This is a genomic window from Hirschia litorea (assembly GCF_042665075.1).
Lineage (GTDB): Bacteria > Pseudomonadota > Alphaproteobacteria > Caulobacterales > Hyphomonadaceae > Hirschia > Hirschia litorea.
This window is the reverse complement of record NZ_JBHTBR010000005.1, coordinates 673,885-691,824: the sequence shown is the minus strand read 5'-3', so window position 1 is coordinate 691,824 and position 17,940 is coordinate 673,885. Positions and strand designations below refer to the sequence as shown.

The following is a 17,940-nucleotide window of genomic DNA, read 5'->3' as shown; positions in this document are numbered from 1 at the left end:
AGGCTACAGTAAATTTATGAGAGATAACCCACATATATTTAATGGTCATGAGATCATAATTTCTGGTGCTGGTCCTGTTGGACTTAGCTTAGCAATCGCACTTTGTGCCCACGGTTTTGAATGTTTAGTCGTAAGCAAAGAAAGTGTTTTTGATCAAAAACAGGGTGATTTTGACGGACGAGCCTACACAATTGCAGCAGGTTGTTGGGCTATGTGGGACACTTTTGGTATTTGTGAGAAAATCCAGCCATTTGCCCAACCGATACAAAAAGTGGAAGCGGAGGCCGCATCATTCGCACCTTTGAGCTTCGGGTTTGATGATGGACAAAGTGAGGATCGTCCTCTCGGTTATCTGATTGAAGCGCATTCTATTTTGTCTGCTTTGTGGGAAAAAGCACAAAATACGAAAGGGCTGAGTCTCGTAACGAACAGCCAGTTAAGTGGCATAAAGACGCATGCTGACCGTGTGGATGTAAGCTGGAATGGATCTGAGGGGGGGGCATCTGCCCGTCTGCTTGTTGGCTGTGATGGGCGTGAGTCCTATGTGCGTAAAGCTGCAGGCATCACCTTTCCAGGTCATGATTACAAAGCAAAAGGTCTAGTCGCGACGGTAAGTTTAAAGCAACCTCATAATGGTGTCGCGCGTCAGATATTTCTCAAAAATGGACCTTTTGCTGTTTTGCCATTGCCCAACAATAAGGCCAGTTTAGTCTGGACTGAGCGAGAGGTTGTTGCTGAAGCTTTGACGGACTTAAGTGATAGAGATTTCGAGCTTGAGTTGAAAGAAAAAATTGGCGACTTTCTAGGCGAGTTTTCATTGCTAGGCGGTCGGTTTGCCTACCCACTCAAAATGAGGGTGGCAGATAGTTTTGTATCAGACCGTATCGCTTTGGCGGGAGACGCAGCTCATGCCATTCACCCATTAGCAGGTCAGGGATTAAACCTTGGTTTGAAGGATGTTGCATCTCTTGCTGAAACAATCGCAAAAGCTGCTCATGTTGGACTGGATATAGGGTCACCACTAGCACTTGAACCTTATGAAGAGTGGCGGCGCACTGAAACTATCAATATGGCTACAAGCATGGACTTACTTGAGCGTATGTTCAAAGCGCCACCTATTTTTCGAGGTTTCGCCGGATTGGGTATGTCGCTTGTTGGCAAGAGTGAAACCGCACGATCTGCATTAATCAAACAGGCGAGTGGCTGCGATGGTGAAAATACACCGCAATTATTTCAAGGTCGTTTGATGCAATTTTCCTAAGTGCATTCTATGTGCGGCTTAATCCAGCCTCTTTCATGCGTTTTTCATAAGCCTTCATGCGGTTTTTCTGGTCTGCAGCGAGTTCACGCAAATATGGCCAGCTATACAATCCCGTATTGTGACCATCAGAAAAATTGATCCTCAACGCATAACGACCAACCGGATCAGCGCTTATGACGCTCACATTTTTTTTGCCAACGGGTGGAAGAGGTGTTTCACCACCATGCCCGCGTGTCTCTGCGCTCGGTGATTCAATACGTAACAGCTCATAGGGTATCTCACCTTTAAAGCCATCATCAAAAACGAGCTTCAATAAAGCTTTTTCTTTGTTGAATCTAATCTCAACAGGCCAACTTCCGTCATCTTTGGGGCGTTTGCGTAGCATGATTAGTCTTCGTCGATCTGGCGGGCTTCATCTACCAACATAATTGGAACACCATCACGAATTGGGAAGGCTAGATTTGCTTTTTTTGAAATCAATTCATTTGTGTCTTTGTTAAAGACAAGTGGACCTCGGGAGGCTGGACAAATGAGCACTTCCAGCAATCGCGGATCGATACCGCTTTCAGGCGTTGTTTTAGCATCTGTTGAAGTCATTGTATTAAGCCACTTCCGCCATTCGCATCCATTTGAAGCAGTGAGATTAAAGCATCACCGCGTTGTTGTAAGGTTGGAAACTCTAGTAACATTTGCTTTTCCATGGTTGAAAAAGGGCAGCCCGATGCCAGAGCATTTATAAGTGTTTCCATAGGAGCATCGGCAACAGCATCCCAATCTGTTTGGATTGCGTTGGTTGATAGGTAAGTTTTAAGAGCTTTGGTGAGCTTTTCTCGTTCTATATCGGGCTCTTTTGAACTTACAGGCTTCATGTCATCTGCAAAGTTCTCGTAAGACACTTTTGCTGTTCGATAAGGGCGGCTACTCGCTTCCTCTTCAATTAGCGTAAAGCGGCATAACCCTCTCAGGTTCAACAGGTATCGCCCATCATCGGTTTCAGAATAGCTATTTATACGACCTAAGCACCCTGTCTGCAAAAGCGGTGGATTTACAGATTGTCCGTCTGCATCTGATGTATCTGAAGGCACAGGCTGAATCATCGCAATAACCCGATGTGAGTACATCGCATCGTCTACCATGTTCAAATAGCGTGGCTCAAAAACATTCAAAGGCAAATTTCCGCGTGGGAAAACAATTGCCCCATCTAATGGAAATATAGGGACAATTGAAGGAAGGTCTTCGGCAATTCTGAAAATCGGAGGAGACAAGCGGCGTCTTTCTTTTAAGGGTCTGATATTTTAGCTAAAGAGTAGGGATGATAAGCGTCGACGGCCTTTTTGAGATACTTCCGCAGTTGGACCTGCTGCTTCAAATATTTTCAAAAGTTGCTCTTTTGCTGCGCCTTCATTCCATGTGAGGTCTTTTTCTAAAATTGCTAATAATTGTTCAGCAGCTTCTTCATGTTTGTCGGCAGCTGACAAAGATTTAGCGTATTCAAACCTTGCGTCAAAATCGTCTGGGTTTTCAGCGATTTTAGCACTCAAATCTGAAGTAGGAGCTGAAGAGGATGAGCCGTCATCGGCCAATTCAATCGCTGTTAGAACAGATTTGACCTGCGGTGATTTTTGAGATTCTTCAGGGACTAATGCTAAGACTTCTTTGGCGCGCTCATAATCCTTTTTCGCTACCATGCAGCGTGCAAGTCCAACTAAAGCATCTAGATTGTCAGGAACAGCTTGGATGATTTGCGCATAAATTGCAGCAGATTCATCAAGTTCGCCATTTTGAAATGCTTCACGCGCAGCATTGAGCGCATTCTCAATTTGTTCAAGTGCGCCGCCGGCACCTGCTTTTTTAATAAATTCAATAATCTGAGTTTCTGGTATAGCACCCTGAAAGCCATCAACAGGTTGACCATCTTTAAAGGCAAAGACAGTTGGAACAGAGCGCACTCCAAGCTGGCCTGCCACGCCTTGGTTTTCGTCAATGTTGATTTTAACCATGCGCACAGCCCCATTGGCTTGGTTCACAACTTTTTCTAATGTTGGGATAAGCGTTTTACATGGGCCACACCAAGGTGCCCAAAAATCAACAAGAACGACTGCATGTTTGGACGCTTCAACAACATCTTGCATGAATGTTTGGTCGGATCCGTCTATGATCCATTGGGCATTGTCGCCGTCTGCGGGAAATGATCCTGAAGAAATATCCATAGAAGTACGTCCTAACGATTCTAAGTGTGCTTATATTATACTACATGGTCGTCTATATACTAAGGTGCAAGCTTATACACTGTGTAAGCAGATAGAATATTCCTTATAATTCATCAAAATCTATACATTCCAACCTGCGCCCTGTCGAATTTAAGAAGCGTGCGAAATCAGGTTGGGATATGGATGTTGTCATATCGTTTCGCAAAGGGTGGAAGTTAAGGGTTTCATATCCCAATAGTTTTTCATCAAGAAAAAAGCGTACGCTTTTGTTTTGATCGTGCATCAACCCGAAGGCTGAGACGGACCCGGGGGTGACCTTCAAGGTTTCCCAAAGTAGTTGAGGCTTGGCGAATGAAAGGCGTTGAGTGTCTATTTGTTTATGTAATTGGTTGAGTTGTAGTTGTGAATGTGCCCATGCGCTTATCAGAACAGTTTGGCCTTTTTTATCCTTCAAAAACAGGTTTTTCGTGTGTCCACCAGCTATTGATGATTTGAGCTCTGAAGACTCGTTTACTGTGTGTGTAGGTGCGTGAGAGACTGTCGTGTGGCGTATATTGTGGCGATCAAGCCAAGCAAATACTTCTAATTCTGGGGCGCGGGTAAAATCATCTACCGCGGGAAGGGAGGATGTATTTTGGTCATTCATGAATAGGGCTCGAATATTCAATGCATATCTCCATCTTCCGGATTAAAAGGGGAGGTGCATTAACCATAATCTGTTGGTCTGGGCAATTGAAGAGTATAGGTATTGTTCAATATGGTTTGGGGATAAAGTCCTCTACCTTCATTAATCTGCGTAAAATCCATAATTCACTCTTAGAAGGCATACATGAAGCTCGATTGTTATAAACTACATGAGTATGTGCCGGATCTTATTCCAGCACGTCCACGGCGCGATTGGATGGATCAGTTTACTGACCGTCACCCTTATAGATGTCTTCCTCTTACGATGGCGAATTCAACAGGGTGGGAAATCGTATGTCAGACGGGGTTAACTATTGAATGGGATGGGGGACCAAGGGCTGAGAATATTAAAATTACAGCAGATGAAGACTGGCCACCAGTTGAAAATGTCGCTGATAGCCATTTTAGAGAAGGCGTTTTGACATTCCATACAGGCTACTTATTCAGAACTCCGCCGGGCTGGGGTGTATGGGTGCAGGGGCCACCGAATGCACCCAAGGATGGAATATACCCTTTGTCCGGTCTGGTGGAGACGGATTGGCTGCCTTTCCCGTTCACAATGAATTGGCGCTTTACGCGACCATGCAAAGTAAGATTTGAGAAACGCGAAGCTTTTGCTTTTCTAAATTTGATCGAGCACAATCGTATGGAAGAAGTGCAGCCAATGCTTCATATGTTGGATGAACATGCTGACTTAAAAGCGGAATATGAGGAATGGGCAAAGTCTCGAGGTAATTTCATTCAGCGTTTGGGCGCTGGCGATGAAGGCGCTTTAAGAGAAAAGTGGCAACGCCATTACATGCGCGGGCAGAAAACGTCTGGAGAGGCAGTAAATACCCATGTCACAAAACGAAAAATGAAAGTGCCTAAGCCTGCTACAAAGTGAATTTTGGCTAGAGTTGAAAAATTATTGGAGTTAGCGTAATTTTTCTCTTGCAAGAAAAGCGGCAATGCTGTTTAACAGCGCCTCAGACAGATTTATGTCTGACTTTTATATCGGATGCGGGTGTAGCTCAGGGGTAGAGCGCAACCTTGCCAAGGTTGAAGTCGAGAGTTCGAATCTCTTCACCCGCTCCAGATATTTTTCTTGAAAATCAATTTTTATAAATCTCACTGTTGAGGCGATGTGCTTAGTGTTTTTTCAGTAGCAATCCGAAAATAAGAGTTCGTTAGGTTTATATATCTCTTGCATCTTTCGATATGGAAAACACTATAATATCGCGGGCGACAGCTATAATTCAATCACGCTGATTGGCATTGATGCGGACACGATTGATGCAGGTGATTTCTACTTCGGGTAAGTCGATTTTAAGATAAAAAACAACAGCGCGGTCAGAGATATCTGGCCGCGTTTTTTCTGTGAAGGTTTTAGTAAAACAGGGGGGTGGCGCTTGTTGTGTGAGATGGTTAATGTCAATAATGAACCAAGTGTGTTTTTCAATTAAAGGTTGGGGCCAAATGCGCAGTACTCAAGGAATATACGATACCGAAGACTTTAGTGTTGTAGATGGATATTATTTTGTCGATCAAGACGATGGCGCGGGCATTGGCGATTTCAACGGAGATGGATTTGCAGACTTTATTGTTGGTCCATATGTCGCTCCTATTAACTCCGCTCTCTATGAAAGACAGCAGGTAGAAACTGATATAATTGCGCATATTGTTTTTGGTGCAAATAATATCGCAACCGGCGTAAATGGTGTTCGTGACGGTACAGCAGTTGGAATTATTGGTGCTGCTGAAGATGCACCGGGCGGCAGTCTTACGCTTCGCATTGATAGTGCTGCGATACGCGCTGATTGGGTCAAGGTAGAAGCGCTTAGTGATGTTAATGGTGATAATTTAGATGATTTTTATATCCAATACGATGGTGGACATGCAATTGTCTATGGTCAGACGGGTGATGCAAATATTAATCTCGATCAGTTAGAAGCCAATCAAGGTTTTCAGTTTGAAGCTACGGATACGAATTTTTCGCTTGAAGTTTTCGGAGATGTTGATGGCGATGGTCTAAACGAATTTCTCGTTAAAGAGACGACACGTGTAGATAATGAGTACTCAACAGACTCATACCTCCTATATGGCCATAGTTTAGATTTGACGCTCGCATTTGATCCTGAGAGTCTCCCAGATACGGCCTACACCCAATTTGAGAAAACACGCCAAGACGCCATTGGTGATATCAATGGCGATGGGTTTGATGATATTGCTCTTACTTTTGAAGATGAAACGAGTGATGCCGCCATCATCTTTGGAAATGAAGATGGTTTTTCCAACAAGTTTAATTTGGCTGATATTACCTTAGATGGAAGCCAAGGTTTTGAACTTAATAATGTTCCTTTCTCCATCTCCTACTCTGACAGAGACAACAGAATTATCACCACTGATAATGTTGATGCTGATGGGAATAAATACATTTTTACAGCAAGCGTCATAAGCTCTGTGGGTGATCTGAATGGTGATGGGATAGACGATCTACTAATCAGTGACCCAGGTGGTGGAAGAATTGGTTCATCTTATTATGGTGATGACGAAAATGGCGCTGAAGGGCTCGTATATGTGCTCTTTGGAAGCAGTGATTTTGCCTCTGAGATAGAATTGAATACATCCTATTTTGATGGTGAAACAGGTTTTGCTGTTCGTGGTAGTTTTCCCCTTTATATGTCTGATTCTAGAGGGAGTTCTCCAAGTAATTTTGGGAGTGTTTCCGTAGGCGGAATGGATGTGAATGGAGATGGAATAGATGACCTTCTCCTTGGTGATAACTCTGCTCGAGGCAATAATTCTGTTCTCATTTTAGGCCGAGATGATGAGAGCTTCGATGCTTTTTATGAGTTTGATGAAATATCAGAAGGCTTGGGGCTCGTTTTTGAGGGGAAGGGGTCAATTATTGAAGAGCAAACAGGCGCATTGCTTGGGGCTAGTGTTGATTTTCTAGGCGATGTGAATGGCGATGGATATGGAGACTTTCTTTTTTCCGCGGACGGCGGAAGGGAAGATTGGGGCCCCACATACTATGGTCAAGAGTTTGCTAGCGGTGGTAGTTATATCTTCTTTGGCCGAGAAAACATTCAATCTCTAACACCCACACTTATTTACTACCTGACTTCGTCTGCCGAAGCTTTTGAGGTTCAACCTGATGAGTTCACCACTGTCTATGGCCTGGCGGGAGATGACCGTATTTATGGCCTTGAAAGTGATGACACTTTATTTGGCGGCGTTGGAGATGATTATCTCGTCGGTAGAGGCGGAGACGATATCCTAATTGGGGGAGACGGCGATGATGTTCTTCATGGGCGCGATGGGGATGATGTTTTCTATGGTGGTGCGGGAAATGATCATTTTTCAGGTGGAGATGGCGAAGACAATCTGATTTTTGAAAATGGTGAATGGACAGGCATTGAAGGTGCTGAATTTACATTCACTCAGGCCATCCAAGTGTCATTAACCGATAAAACGGTCACAACGGAAGCCGGCATTTCGACCTATTCGGGTATCGAAAAAATTTCCGGTACAGAGTTCGATGATGTATTTTATGGTAGCTCCGATAATACAGAGATGAAGGTGTATGGAAGAGCAGGGAATGACACTTTAAAAGGAGCAGAAGGTCATAACATTCTCTATGGCGATGAGGGGAATGACGCTGTCTCTGGTGGACAAGGTAATGATTTCCTATTTGGTGGTGAAGGTGACGACCGTTTGTTTGGCGAGGATGGAGCCGACCGTTTATTTGGTGATGAGGGGGACGACTATATTGTTGGAAATGCCGGAGATGACTGGCTTTACGGCGGTCTGGGCCAAGATATTTTAAGTGGTCGTGAAGGTGACGATGCATTATATGGAGAAGATGGCGCAGACCTTCTTCAGGGCGGAGACGGTGGGGATCTTCTTTCAGGAGGATCCGGTAATGACGAGCTGCATGGTGGCGAAGGAGAAGACAGCCTTTATGGAGGAAATGGTCATGATACGCTCCATGGTGATGAAGGCGATGATTATCTCTTTGGGCAGGGTGGCCATGACATATTGTATGGCGGTGGCGGCGATGATGTCTTGTCAGGTGGCTACGATTTCATAGAATTGTCTTCTTCTTCTAAATACGAAGATATCCTAACGGGGGGAGCTGGAAATGATGTTTTTGAGTTTCAAACTGATTGGGGACAAGACATCATTACAGACTTTGAACTTGGTGATAAAATTGATCTATCTCGACGTATTGCGGTGGGTGAAGAAGAATCAATTAGTGATGCTTTTGAAAAACTAACGATTACTGCAGAAGGTGACGATGTCCGTATCCGTATTCCGGGAGATGAATTTAACTCTATCCTTTTAAGGAATGTTTCTACATCTGAAATTACAGAAGACAGCTTCATTTTTTATATTCCAGAAGAGTCACACCAAACATGGCAACTCCGCCTCTATATTGATCACGATCTTTCATCTTCTTCTCAAAGCTTTGTTATTCAAGGCAGTGTTGTAGATGATTATCTCTCAGTTAATTTATCTGGTGATGATGTTCTATTTGGAAATGCTGGCAACGACTTTCTGTCGGGTGGATTCAATAATGATGAGCTGCATGGCGGCGAGGGCAATGATACGCTCTATGGAGAAGAAGGTGATGATACGCTCTATGGTGGCGTAGGCGATGATACGCTCAACGGAGATGAGGGCGAAGATACGCTCTACGGTGGTGAGGGTAATGACACGCTCTATGGTGATGCTCCTCACGATTTGTCAGGTAGAAGCAATGACATAATTTATGGCGGTGCAGGCGAAGACACGCTTTGGGGGCGTGCAGGAAATGATATACTGCATGGAAATGAGGGCGACGACACCTTGGCGGGTGGACACGACAATGATGAGCTGAATGGTGGCGAGGGCAATGATCGTCTCTTTGGAGAAGGAGGTGATGATACGCTCTATGGTGGCGCAGGCGATGATTACCTTGTTGGTAATGACGGAAATGACCTCCTTATAGGTGGCGACGGCAATGATAATTTGCAGGGCCGAGAAGGTGATGACCGTGTATTCGGTGAAGCTGGTAATGACGAACTTCGCGGCTTTGAGGGGAATGATTATCTTGTCGGTAATGAGGGCGATGACCTTATCGCGGGTTATTCTGGCAACGATAATTTGCAGGGCCGTGAAGGCAATGATCGCATTTTCGGTGGTCTAGGTGATGATTACATGAAGGGCGGAACAGGCGATGATTATCTCGTCGGTGAGGCCGGCAATGATGCACTCTATGGCGAGGATGGCAATGACTCCATGCATGGCCGCGATGGCGATGACCGCTTAAATGGCGGTGGCGGTAATGACTATATGAAGGGCGGCGACGGAAACGACATCTTAGATGGCGGTGATAAATTTGACTCTCTGTATGGTGAAGCCGGCGTCGATACCTTCGTATTCGCAGGCAATTGGCGTCACGATAAAGTGCAAGATTGGGAAGAGGGTGAAACCCTTGATATGTCCAGTCAGGGCATAGACTTTTCTAACCTCACAGTCGCGCAATCTGGCGATGATACTGTGATCAACATCACAGGCGACAGCTATAATTCAATCACGCTGATCGGCATTGATGCAGACACCATTGATGCAGGCGATTTCTACTTCGGGTAAGTCGATTTTAAGATAATAAAACAACAGCGCGGTCAGAGATATCTGGCCGCGTTTTTATTTTATTGGGTGGTAAGGGTAGAATTAGGTATAGGGCAGATTCGGCTGTGGTGCGGGGCTGATGGCTTTCTGCGTATAAGGAGGTATGCCGGTGTGTCGTGTTTGATCACACTCTGACTGGCAGGTGCTAAGAATGTGCTGGGGACCAGGTTTCTAAAAAAGCTTTTATCAAACGTTTTTGGGGGCTGGGCCTGTCGATTCACGCACGATCAATTCATATGGAAGAAATTGGCGAGGATTAACATCTTGGCCGTTTTGCGCATTCGCGATGAGCATTTTTGTCGCGACGCTGCCAAGCTCTAAAAGTGGTTGGCGAATAGTGGTAAGCGCTGGCCACATTTTTTCAGCGAGCTCAGAGTCATCAAAACCAACAACAGATAATTGGTCTGGGACAGAGATACGTAATCTATGTGCCGCGCTTAAAACACCTGCCGCCATATCATCATTGGATGCAAATATTGCAGTTGGAGGGTCTGGGCGTTTTAGAAGATTGTCACCGGCCTTTAAGCCGCTTTCAAATTCAAAATTACCTGTCTGGATAAGAGAGTCATCTACATTTAGCCCTGCTGAGTTTAGGGCATCTTGATAACCTTGAAAGCGTTCGACAGTGGCTTTTTGGTTTTCTTTACCTCGCACAAAGCCGATACGTTTGTGTCCTAAATCTAGGAGAAACTTTGTAATATCTTTTGCTGCTTCGCGGTCATTGATTTTGACTTCAAGCTCATCATCGTCAAAATCGTGAGATCCAATACGCGCAATTGCGATACCCATGGATTTAAGCGCTTTGACGATACGTTTGTTGTTTGTGAGGGGAGATACGAGGATAGCACCTACTGGTGTGCCCAATATTGGTAATCTATTCATCTGCTCAGTAATCTGGTCATCAGATAAATTTTCGCTATCGTCTATCATCGAAACAACAAGCTGATATCCCTGATCCTGACAGGCTTGGATAGTTCCGGCTTGAATCGCATTGACGTAATTGCTTCGGTTATTGTGGATTATATAATGGATAGTGTAACCGCGATGACTGCGTAATCCGCGCGCATTCGGGCTGGGAACGAACCCCAATTCATCAACGGCTGCTTTTACTTTTTCTCGTAATCCCTCAGTGACATGTGGTTCATTGTTGACGACACGGGAAACTGTTTTAATTGAAACGCCAGCTAATTTTGCGACGTCTTTCATTTTTGGAACAGATTTGTGCATTTTGAGGGCCTATAATTAAAGCTCAGTCTTCCGTCGATTCAGTTTCTGACAAAGCATTGATGATTGCAGCGTGTCTCGTTCGGTTTAGCGGCAATATATAGATAACGATTGCTGAAAAAAACAATAATACACCTGGAGACAGTGAAATGAAAAAGCGAATCCCTTCTATAACCGATTGAGACTGAATATTTAAACCGGCCTCATATCCTAGTTTATCTAGCGTGACACCAACCATCAAACCCGTTAAGCCGCCCGATATTTTTTGGACAAGGGTGACGGAACCAAAAACAGCTGCTTCGTTTCTTACACCTGTTTGCCATTGGCCATATTCAACTGTGTCAGGAATGAAGGACCACACGAGCACTCCAAAAGCACTTGCACCAAAACCTAGCCCTATGATTTCTGGCGGAACGCCGTAGATAAGGGGCATTTGAATAAAAGCTAAGGACAAGCCAAAAACAGACACAACTATACAAGCAGAAATCCATGCTGCTTTCTTAGTGAAAGTTGAAATAATGAACGTCCATATTGGCACGCCACATAATGTAGCAAGCGCTGAGACCGTTAATATGGTTTCTTTAGACGCAAAGTTTGCTTGATTGATTTCTATGAAAAACGCCAATGGAATGACATAGCTGGCGCAACCAGCAGCTTGAAAGAAAATTGCAAGAAGTACGAGCATTAATGCTTTGTTTGAAAAAGCATTTTTAAAGAAGTCACTTAGATTATTTGTCGGGATTTGCTTGCGGCCCGGAGGGATTCTTTCTTTGGTGTTGAAAAAACATGTCATGAGGGCAATGGTCGCGACAAACCCACCGAGCATCGCTGTGATTAGAAATCCATAGGGTCCAATTTCCTCTCCGCCATTAAAGTAGCGCACGGACGGGAACCACAATAATGATACTGTAAGCATTCCACCAAAGGCAAAGAACATTCGAACACCAGATATGACGGTGCGGTCAGAACTGTTGAAAGATAATCTTGAGGAGAGGGCCGAATAAGGAACTGCCACGAAAGTGTAGCAAGTTCTAAAGACCATGTGATTTAAGAGCAGAACGCCAATGAGTAGATTGCCTTCAAAAGGCGGAATCCAAAATAATAGCGTGAAAACAATCGCTAAAACGAAACTACCAAAGAAAATGAATGGTCTATAAGTGCCAAATCTAGTCCGCGTTCGTTCAGCGAAATAAGCAACAACAGGATCTGATATAGCATCCCATAGTAAACCAACAAAATATATGGCTCCCGCTATCGTAGGCGGGAGACCTAGTATTTTAGCGTACCAAAAAACTAAGATCAAAGATAAGCTATTCCAGTATATATTTATACCAAAATCACCGATTCCGTATCCCACCATGGTTTTCCAAGCAATGGCATCAGGTCTACGGGTCATTTTATGGAACTTACCTTATATTTCTTCATTTATCACGCGCGTATTCACGCTAAATGCCTTTCTTCATAAGGACAAGGCGCAAATGTTATATCTAACTGTGAGTAAGCGTGGGTAATTTTAGCAAGGTGTCACCTGCTGTAATGAAGAGTGTTGATCCAGTTTCTCCAAAGGTACAGTTTGCCGTTGCTTTTCCTGTATTGATGCGACCTAAAACTTCACCATCTGGTGAGAGAACGAAAACGCCACCCGGACCTGTTGTAAATAGTGCGCCATCATGAGCGACAACCATACCATCAGGTAGCCCCGGTGAATTATCAGACTGATAGGAACTGGCATCAAACCAAACTTCGTCACCCACGACTTGGTTTTGGTGATTTAACTTCACACGGCGTATAATGGGCTTATTTGGGTCAGATTGACTGACGAAAACGAAAGTTTCATCCGGTGAGAGGACTATTCCATTTGGAAATGTCATATCGCTTAGTAAACGACGTATGGTGCCATTTTTGGATCTGAGATAGACGCCATTGAACTTCATTTCTTTCAATGGCGAGTCATTGATACCGGTTAAGCCATAGGGCGGATCAGTAAAAAACATATCGCCTGAAGATGCATAGATAACGTCATTCGGGCTGTTGAATTTTTTGCCCTCATACTGGCTGGCCAAAATTGAACGTTTGCCGGTGGATAAGTCCATCCGTTCGAGGGCTCTTTTTCCATGATTACAGATTAGAAGCGTGTCATCATCCAGATACAACAACCCATTGGCACCTGGTTCACGGAACCCGTCATCAGCTGTAAGGTCCGCGCCTGATGGTTTCAAAAACACCTTGACCCCATCTAAGCTATTCCAAGCGTAAGCCGTATTTTGAGGAACGTCCGTAAAATACAGCGTGTTGCGTTTTTTATCCCATGTCGGGCCTTCAATCCATTGATGACCTTCGGATAAAATTTCTGCTGTCGCAGACGGGGAGATATAATCAGCAAAGCGCGGGTCGTAGATGTCAAAGCTAACAGGGTTTGTTTTTGTTGGTTTTGTTGAGTGCTGGCACGCCGCAAGTGCGAGGCATGCCGTGCTGGATAATATATATGCGCGACGATTTATCATTGAGTCACCGATACTTTTGTTTCTAACGCTGCCGCTGGGGCCTTAGAATCAGCATTGTTCAAAATGTTTATGATTTGGCTAGACTTGAGATCAGCAGATGATCCGCCAATGAAAAACTCCAAGTCTCCGCTTTCAACTTTCCAATCGTTGCGGCCCTTATATATGGCGGCTTGTTGAGGGGAGAGTTCAAACGTGACTGTTGCGCTTTGATCTGGCTCCAAAGTTACACGTTTAAAGCCGCGAAGCTGTATTTGTGGCCGAGCGACGAATGCAACGGGGTCTCGCATATATAATTGGACGACTTCATCGGCTGTGATGTCACCTGTATTTGTAACGGTGACGGATAGTGATATTACTCCGTCTGCTGAAATTTCTGTTTGGGCAGCACTTAAGTTTGAATATTCAAAAGTTGAATAGCTTAAACCATGTCCAAATGGATAGAGCGGGGTAATAGGTAAATCTATGAATCTATTGGAGTCATTCGATAGATCCGGGTCGGCTGGACGTCCGCTTGGATATTCAGAGTAAGTAAGGGGGGCTTGGCCTGTTTTGCGTGGGAATGATATGGGGAGACGTCCTGCTGGTGCGGATGTCCCATATACAAGGTTAGCCACGGCGTTACCTGCTTCAACGCCGCCCATCCAAATATTCAAGATGGCATCAGCGTCCTGATCTATTTCTGGAATTGCTAGAGCGCGACCTGTAACAAGGATAACGCTGACTGGCTTTCCTGTTTCGATTGCAGCTTTGAACAGGGCTGTTTGGTCGGCCGGAAGCTCTATATCAGAACGACTTCTTGCTTCACCGGATAAGTCGTAATCTTCCCCGATCACGAGCAAAATACGGTCAGCATTTTCTGTGAAATCTGAAATGTTTTCAGCGGTTTCAGAATAGGAGATGTCTATACCTTCAGGTGCGTGTGTTTTAAGGCCATCGAGGATAGAGACGACATCATTGGCGTCTCCACGTCCGCGCCATGAGCCCAATTGGGTGAGTGAATCTGTTGCCAGCGCGCCCAAAACTGCGATTTTTTGAGGACCAGAGGCGATGGGAAATGCGTTGTTGTCGTTTTTGAGGAGTACCGCTGATTTTTCTGCAGCGATACGGGCAGCTTCTCGCGAGGCAGGCGTTAGCATTTGTGCCTTTTCGCGTGCTTCATCGTGATATTTAGCGGCATTATCAAACAGGCCTAGCTGTTCTTTAACGGTGATGACTCGGCCAGCTGCAAGGTCTAAGTCCATCATGAGGGATGGATCATTTTCAATAGCTTTTACAAGGTCTTCTTTATACACAGCGCTTGTCATATCCATGTCGACACCTGCCTTTAGTGCAAGGGCTGCGGCGGCGGGGCGGTCTTTAGCAACGCCATGGTTTATAAGTTCGTGAATGGCGTTCCAATCACTGACGACAAGGCCACAAAAGCCCCAATCTTCACGTAATATCCCATCTACTATTTCTTCATTTGCAGTGGAGGGAATGCCGCCAATATCATTGAAAGCGGTCATGTAGGAGCCACTACCAGATACATTTGCGGCGTAGAAGGGAGGAAGGTAGACCTCGTTGAGAGTGCGCTCTGAAACGTCGCTGCTCCCATAGTCACGACCACCGGTTGGTGCGCCATAAACGCCTAAGTGTTTTGTGGTGGCGAGGAGAGTATCAGACGCCGATAAGTCATTGTTTTGAAAACCTTCTACTTGTGCAGCGGCCATACGAGATCCAAGGTATGGATCTGCACCTGCACCCTCGACAATGCGACCCCAGCGAGGGTCACGGGCAATGTCTACCATTGGGGCAAATGTCCAGTGTAGACCTGCGGCTGTGGCTTCTTGGGCTGCAATACGGGAAGCGGTGTGCCATTGCTCTGTGTCCCACGTGCTGGCCATAGCGATCGGGACAGGAAAAATAGTGCGGTATCCGTGGACAACATCCATTGCGAACAACAATGGAATGCCGTGTTTGCTTTCCTCAGTTGCGACTTTTTGTAATTCTCCCAAAGCTTTAGCGCCTGCTACGTGGAGATAGGAACCTACTTCGCCGCGACGGACTTTATCCAATTCTTCCGGCGTAAGTTTTGAGTTGAGGTTTTTACTGCGCCCACCTGCTGCTTGGTGCAATTGGCCTATTTTTTCTTCGATAGTCATGACTTTAAGCAGGTTTTGAGCGCGTTCTGATAGGCATGAAGTCGCTGCCAGTTTAGCGTCTGCAAGGGAGGTGTCTGCTGCTTGGTTAGCGAGTGCTGCGGGTGTGGTGGGTGCCTGAGTGGTCAGTGAGGTACACGCGGTTAGCGCGACAAGACAAATTGTGGACTGGATAGCGTTTTTCCAAAGCATTTTCATGAATTTCTAGTCGCACTGGCCTCTGCTATTTTTACAAAGTAAATCGAGACGCTGTGCAATCCTCCCTCATAGTGTTGTCAATTAAGTTGGAGATATGTATCCACTGTCATGCGTATTTGTCAACGTTGTCACAATTTGGTATTGTAAGTTTGTGTGGCAAATAAAATTAGAGGTGGGAAATGGTAGAGTTTACGCGATATATAATTATGGGCGTGTCTGGCTGTGGAAAATCTACAATTGGAAAAGTTTTGGCGTCTAAGTTGGATATTCCTTTCTTAGAAGGGGATGCCTTTCACCCCGTCGAAAATGTCGAGAAAATGCGAGCAGGAACACCCCTTACAAATTCTGACCGCGAAGCATGGATACGAGACCTTTCTCAAGCGGCGAATGACATACATGGTGCTTGCGTTATATCCTGCTCAGCTCTCAATCAGACTGTTCGTAATTGGATTGAGACACAGATGTCGGGCGTGTGTCAGTTTGTTTTGCTGGAAGGCAAACGTGATGTGTTATTGAGCCGCCTGAATAATCGAGAGGATCACTTCTTTAACCCAGATTTATTGGACTCTCAGTTGGAAGCGCTAGAGGTGCCAGCCAATGCATTGCGATTTAACATTGGCCTGACACCGGATGAGATTTCCAAACAGATAATCTATAAAATTCCCATGAAGCGAGGTTAGACGATTATCCACAGTAGGCTGACAACGATAAAGGAAACGACTCCTATTAAGGTTGTTGAGACTGTCCAGCTTTTCAGGGTTTGAGCTTCATCTAATCCAAGATAGCGACTGACCAACCAGAACCCTGAATCATTGACATGGGAGAGGATGGTTGCCCCTGACGCAATGGCGATAACGAGGAGGGCAAGGTGTGGTCCTTGTATGCCGAGTGTTTCTGCAACAGGCGCAGTCAGCCCTGCGGCGGTTATCATTGCAACTGTGGCGGAGCCTTGTGCAACGCGCACGATACCAGCCACTACAAATGCAAAAGCCACGAGTGGGAGTGCATTCGCTTGTAATAATGCCGCTAAATCAGCTCCTGCACCGGACGTTATTAATATCTGCTTGAATACACCGCCTGCACCCGTGACAAGAACGACGATTCCGGCTGGCTCCATCGCTTTGACCATAGCATCGCGCAAAGTTGATGTTTCAACGCCGCGACGCACACCAATAAAATACCATGATAAAAGACATCCAATAAGCAGCGCTATAAAAGGATGTCCGATAAACAGTATGATTTGTTCGGTTATAGAGGGGGAGACACCTTCTGTCAGGTTCATTTTAGTGAGTGTGCTGGCGAGAATGAAAACAAGCGGAAGAAGGATAGCGGCCATTGCCGGAATAAATCCGATAGGATTCTTAACATCATCTACGCTTATTACATCGCTATAAAGCATGTTGGTTTGTTCGGGCTGAAAGGTATGCAGAGACGCCAATTTTTTCGCCAATATGGGGCCGCCTACCAATGTGGCAGGCAAACCAGCAATAGCGCCGAATGCGATCACCCAACCAAGGTCAGCATTTAGAATATCAGCGACTGCAATTGGGCCAGGTGTTGGCGGGATAAAAGCATGCGTTGCAGCTAAACCTGCTAATAGGGGGATAGCAAAAAATACCAGTGGTTTTTTGGTCTTTTGCTGTAAGCCCAACAAAACGGGCATGAGAATAATAAAGGCGATATCGAAGAAGACCGGAATGGCGATGAGAAAACCAATTAAGCCAAGCGCGTATTGAGATTTATCGGCTCCAAATCGTTTTAAAAGTGTGGATGAGATTGCCTGAACACCGCCTGAGTGTTCCAATAGCGCTCCCATCATGGCACCCAAGCCAACAACGACAGCGACAAAACCTAGCGTGCCACCCATGCCGTCCTTAATAGCATCAATGACAATATCGGGTGCCATGCCGACACTTAACCCAAAGCCAATACTGACGATTAATAGCGCCATGAATGCGGGCAATTTTATCTTGAGAACAAGAAATAATAGCACTGCTATTGAGAGCAGTGTGAGCAATATTGGTGTAGACAGCATAGTTCTCCCCTAATTTTTTGTCCTAATG

The 17,940-nt window shown here is 45.2% G+C and carries 14 protein-coding genes and 1 tRNA gene; 5 read left to right on the top strand and 10 right to left on the bottom strand.

Annotated elements, in window-relative coordinates:
- Positions 1 to 16: 16 nt before the first annotated feature.
- Complete coding sequence (locus ACFQS8_RS11880; protein ID WP_382167657.1) at positions 17 to 1,261, top strand: FAD-dependent monooxygenase; 1,245 nt, start codon at positions 17 to 19, stop codon at positions 1,259 to 1,261.
- 7 nt (positions 1,262 to 1,268) lie between these two features.
- Here ACFQS8_RS11880 and ACFQS8_RS11875 read toward each other — a convergent pair whose 3' ends face one another.
- The 5 genes from ACFQS8_RS11875 to ACFQS8_RS11855 all read right to left on the bottom strand — a co-directional run bounded on the left by ACFQS8_RS11875 (position 1,269) and on the right by ACFQS8_RS11855 (position 4,117).
- Complete coding sequence (locus ACFQS8_RS11875) at positions 1,269 to 1,646, bottom strand: gamma-butyrobetaine hydroxylase family protein (RefSeq protein ID WP_382167655.1); 378 nt, start codon at positions 1,644 to 1,646, stop codon at positions 1,269 to 1,271.
- Positions 1,647 to 1,648: 2 nt separating this feature from the next.
- Positions 1,649 to 1,858 carry a Trm112 family protein gene (locus tag ACFQS8_RS11870; protein WP_382167653.1) on the bottom strand — a complete coding sequence of 70 codons (210 nt, stop codon included), beginning with the start codon at positions 1,856 to 1,858 and terminating at the stop codon, positions 1,649 to 1,651.
- Complete coding sequence (locus ACFQS8_RS11865) at positions 1,855 to 2,526, bottom strand: LON peptidase substrate-binding domain-containing protein (RefSeq protein WP_382167651.1); 672 nt, start codon at positions 2,524 to 2,526, stop codon at positions 1,855 to 1,857. The genes ACFQS8_RS11870 and ACFQS8_RS11865 overlap by 4 nt, the downstream gene beginning before the upstream one ends.
- 30 nt (positions 2,527 to 2,556) lie before the next feature.
- Positions 2,557 to 3,471 carry a thioredoxin gene (gene trxA, locus ACFQS8_RS11860; RefSeq protein WP_382167649.1) on the bottom strand — a complete coding sequence of 305 codons (915 nt, stop codon included), beginning with the start codon at positions 3,469 to 3,471 and terminating at the stop codon, positions 2,557 to 2,559.
- A 103-nt stretch (positions 3,472 to 3,574) separates the two neighbouring features.
- Positions 3,575 to 4,117, bottom strand: coding sequence for a prolyl-tRNA synthetase associated domain-containing protein (locus ACFQS8_RS11855; RefSeq protein ID WP_382167647.1), 543 nt, complete (start codon positions 4,115 to 4,117; stop codon positions 3,575 to 3,577).
- Between the two features lie 183 nt (positions 4,118 to 4,300).
- Here ACFQS8_RS11855 and ACFQS8_RS11850 point away from each other — a divergent pair, with 183 nt between their 5' ends.
- The 3 genes from ACFQS8_RS11850 (at position 4,301) to ACFQS8_RS11840 (ending at position 9,774) form a co-directional block, all read left to right on the top strand.
- A complete protein-coding gene (locus ACFQS8_RS11850; RefSeq protein WP_382167645.1) occupies positions 4,301 to 5,041 on the top strand; it encodes a DUF6065 family protein in 741 nt (246 codons plus the stop codon).
- 116 nt (positions 5,042 to 5,157) lie between these two features.
- Positions 5,158 to 5,232, top strand: a tRNA-Gly gene (locus ACFQS8_RS11845).
- Between the two features lie 381 nt (positions 5,233 to 5,613).
- Positions 5,614 to 9,774 carry a calcium-binding protein gene (locus ACFQS8_RS11840; protein WP_382167643.1) on the top strand — a complete coding sequence of 1,387 codons (4,161 nt, stop codon included), beginning with the start codon at positions 5,614 to 5,616 and terminating at the stop codon, positions 9,772 to 9,774.
- Between the two features lie 225 nt (positions 9,775 to 9,999).
- Here the strand turns inward: ACFQS8_RS11840 and ACFQS8_RS11835 are convergent, their stop codons facing one another.
- The 4 genes from ACFQS8_RS11835 to ACFQS8_RS11820 all read right to left on the bottom strand — a co-directional run bounded on the left by ACFQS8_RS11835 (position 10,000) and on the right by ACFQS8_RS11820 (position 15,871).
- Positions 10,000 to 11,040 (bottom strand): LacI family DNA-binding transcriptional regulator, encoded by a 1,041-nt coding sequence (locus tag ACFQS8_RS11835; protein WP_382167641.1) that lies wholly within the window; start codon positions 11,038 to 11,040, stop codon positions 10,000 to 10,002.
- 22 nt (positions 11,041 to 11,062) lie between these two features.
- Positions 11,063 to 12,433 carry an MFS transporter gene (locus ACFQS8_RS11830; protein WP_382167639.1) on the bottom strand — a complete coding sequence of 457 codons (1,371 nt, stop codon included), beginning with the start codon at positions 12,431 to 12,433 and terminating at the stop codon, positions 11,063 to 11,065.
- A 91-nt stretch (positions 12,434 to 12,524) separates the two neighbouring features.
- Positions 12,525 to 13,541 carry an SMP-30/gluconolactonase/LRE family protein gene (locus ACFQS8_RS11825; protein ID WP_382167637.1) on the bottom strand — a complete coding sequence of 339 codons (1,017 nt, stop codon included), beginning with the start codon at positions 13,539 to 13,541 and terminating at the stop codon, positions 12,525 to 12,527.
- On the bottom strand, positions 13,538 to 15,871 hold the full coding sequence (locus ACFQS8_RS11820; protein WP_382167635.1) for a glycoside hydrolase family 3 N-terminal domain-containing protein: 2,334 nt from the start codon (positions 15,869 to 15,871) through the stop codon (positions 13,538 to 13,540). The genes ACFQS8_RS11825 and ACFQS8_RS11820 overlap by 4 nt, the downstream gene beginning before the upstream one ends.
- A 185-nt stretch (positions 15,872 to 16,056) precedes the next feature.
- On the opposite strand from ACFQS8_RS11820, the gene ACFQS8_RS11815 reads away from it, so the two are divergent.
- Positions 16,057 to 16,557: a gluconokinase gene (locus ACFQS8_RS11815; RefSeq protein WP_382167634.1), complete on the top strand. Its 501-nt coding sequence runs from the start codon at positions 16,057 to 16,059 to the stop codon at positions 16,555 to 16,557.
- Here ACFQS8_RS11815 and ACFQS8_RS11810 read toward each other — a convergent pair.
- Positions 16,554 to 17,912, bottom strand: a complete 1,359-nt coding sequence (locus ACFQS8_RS11810) for a GntP family permease (protein WP_382167632.1) — start codon at positions 17,910 to 17,912, stop codon at positions 16,554 to 16,556. The two genes, ACFQS8_RS11815 and ACFQS8_RS11810, sit on opposite strands and share 4 nt — an antisense overlap.
- Between the last annotated feature and the right edge of the window lie 28 nt (positions 17,913 to 17,940).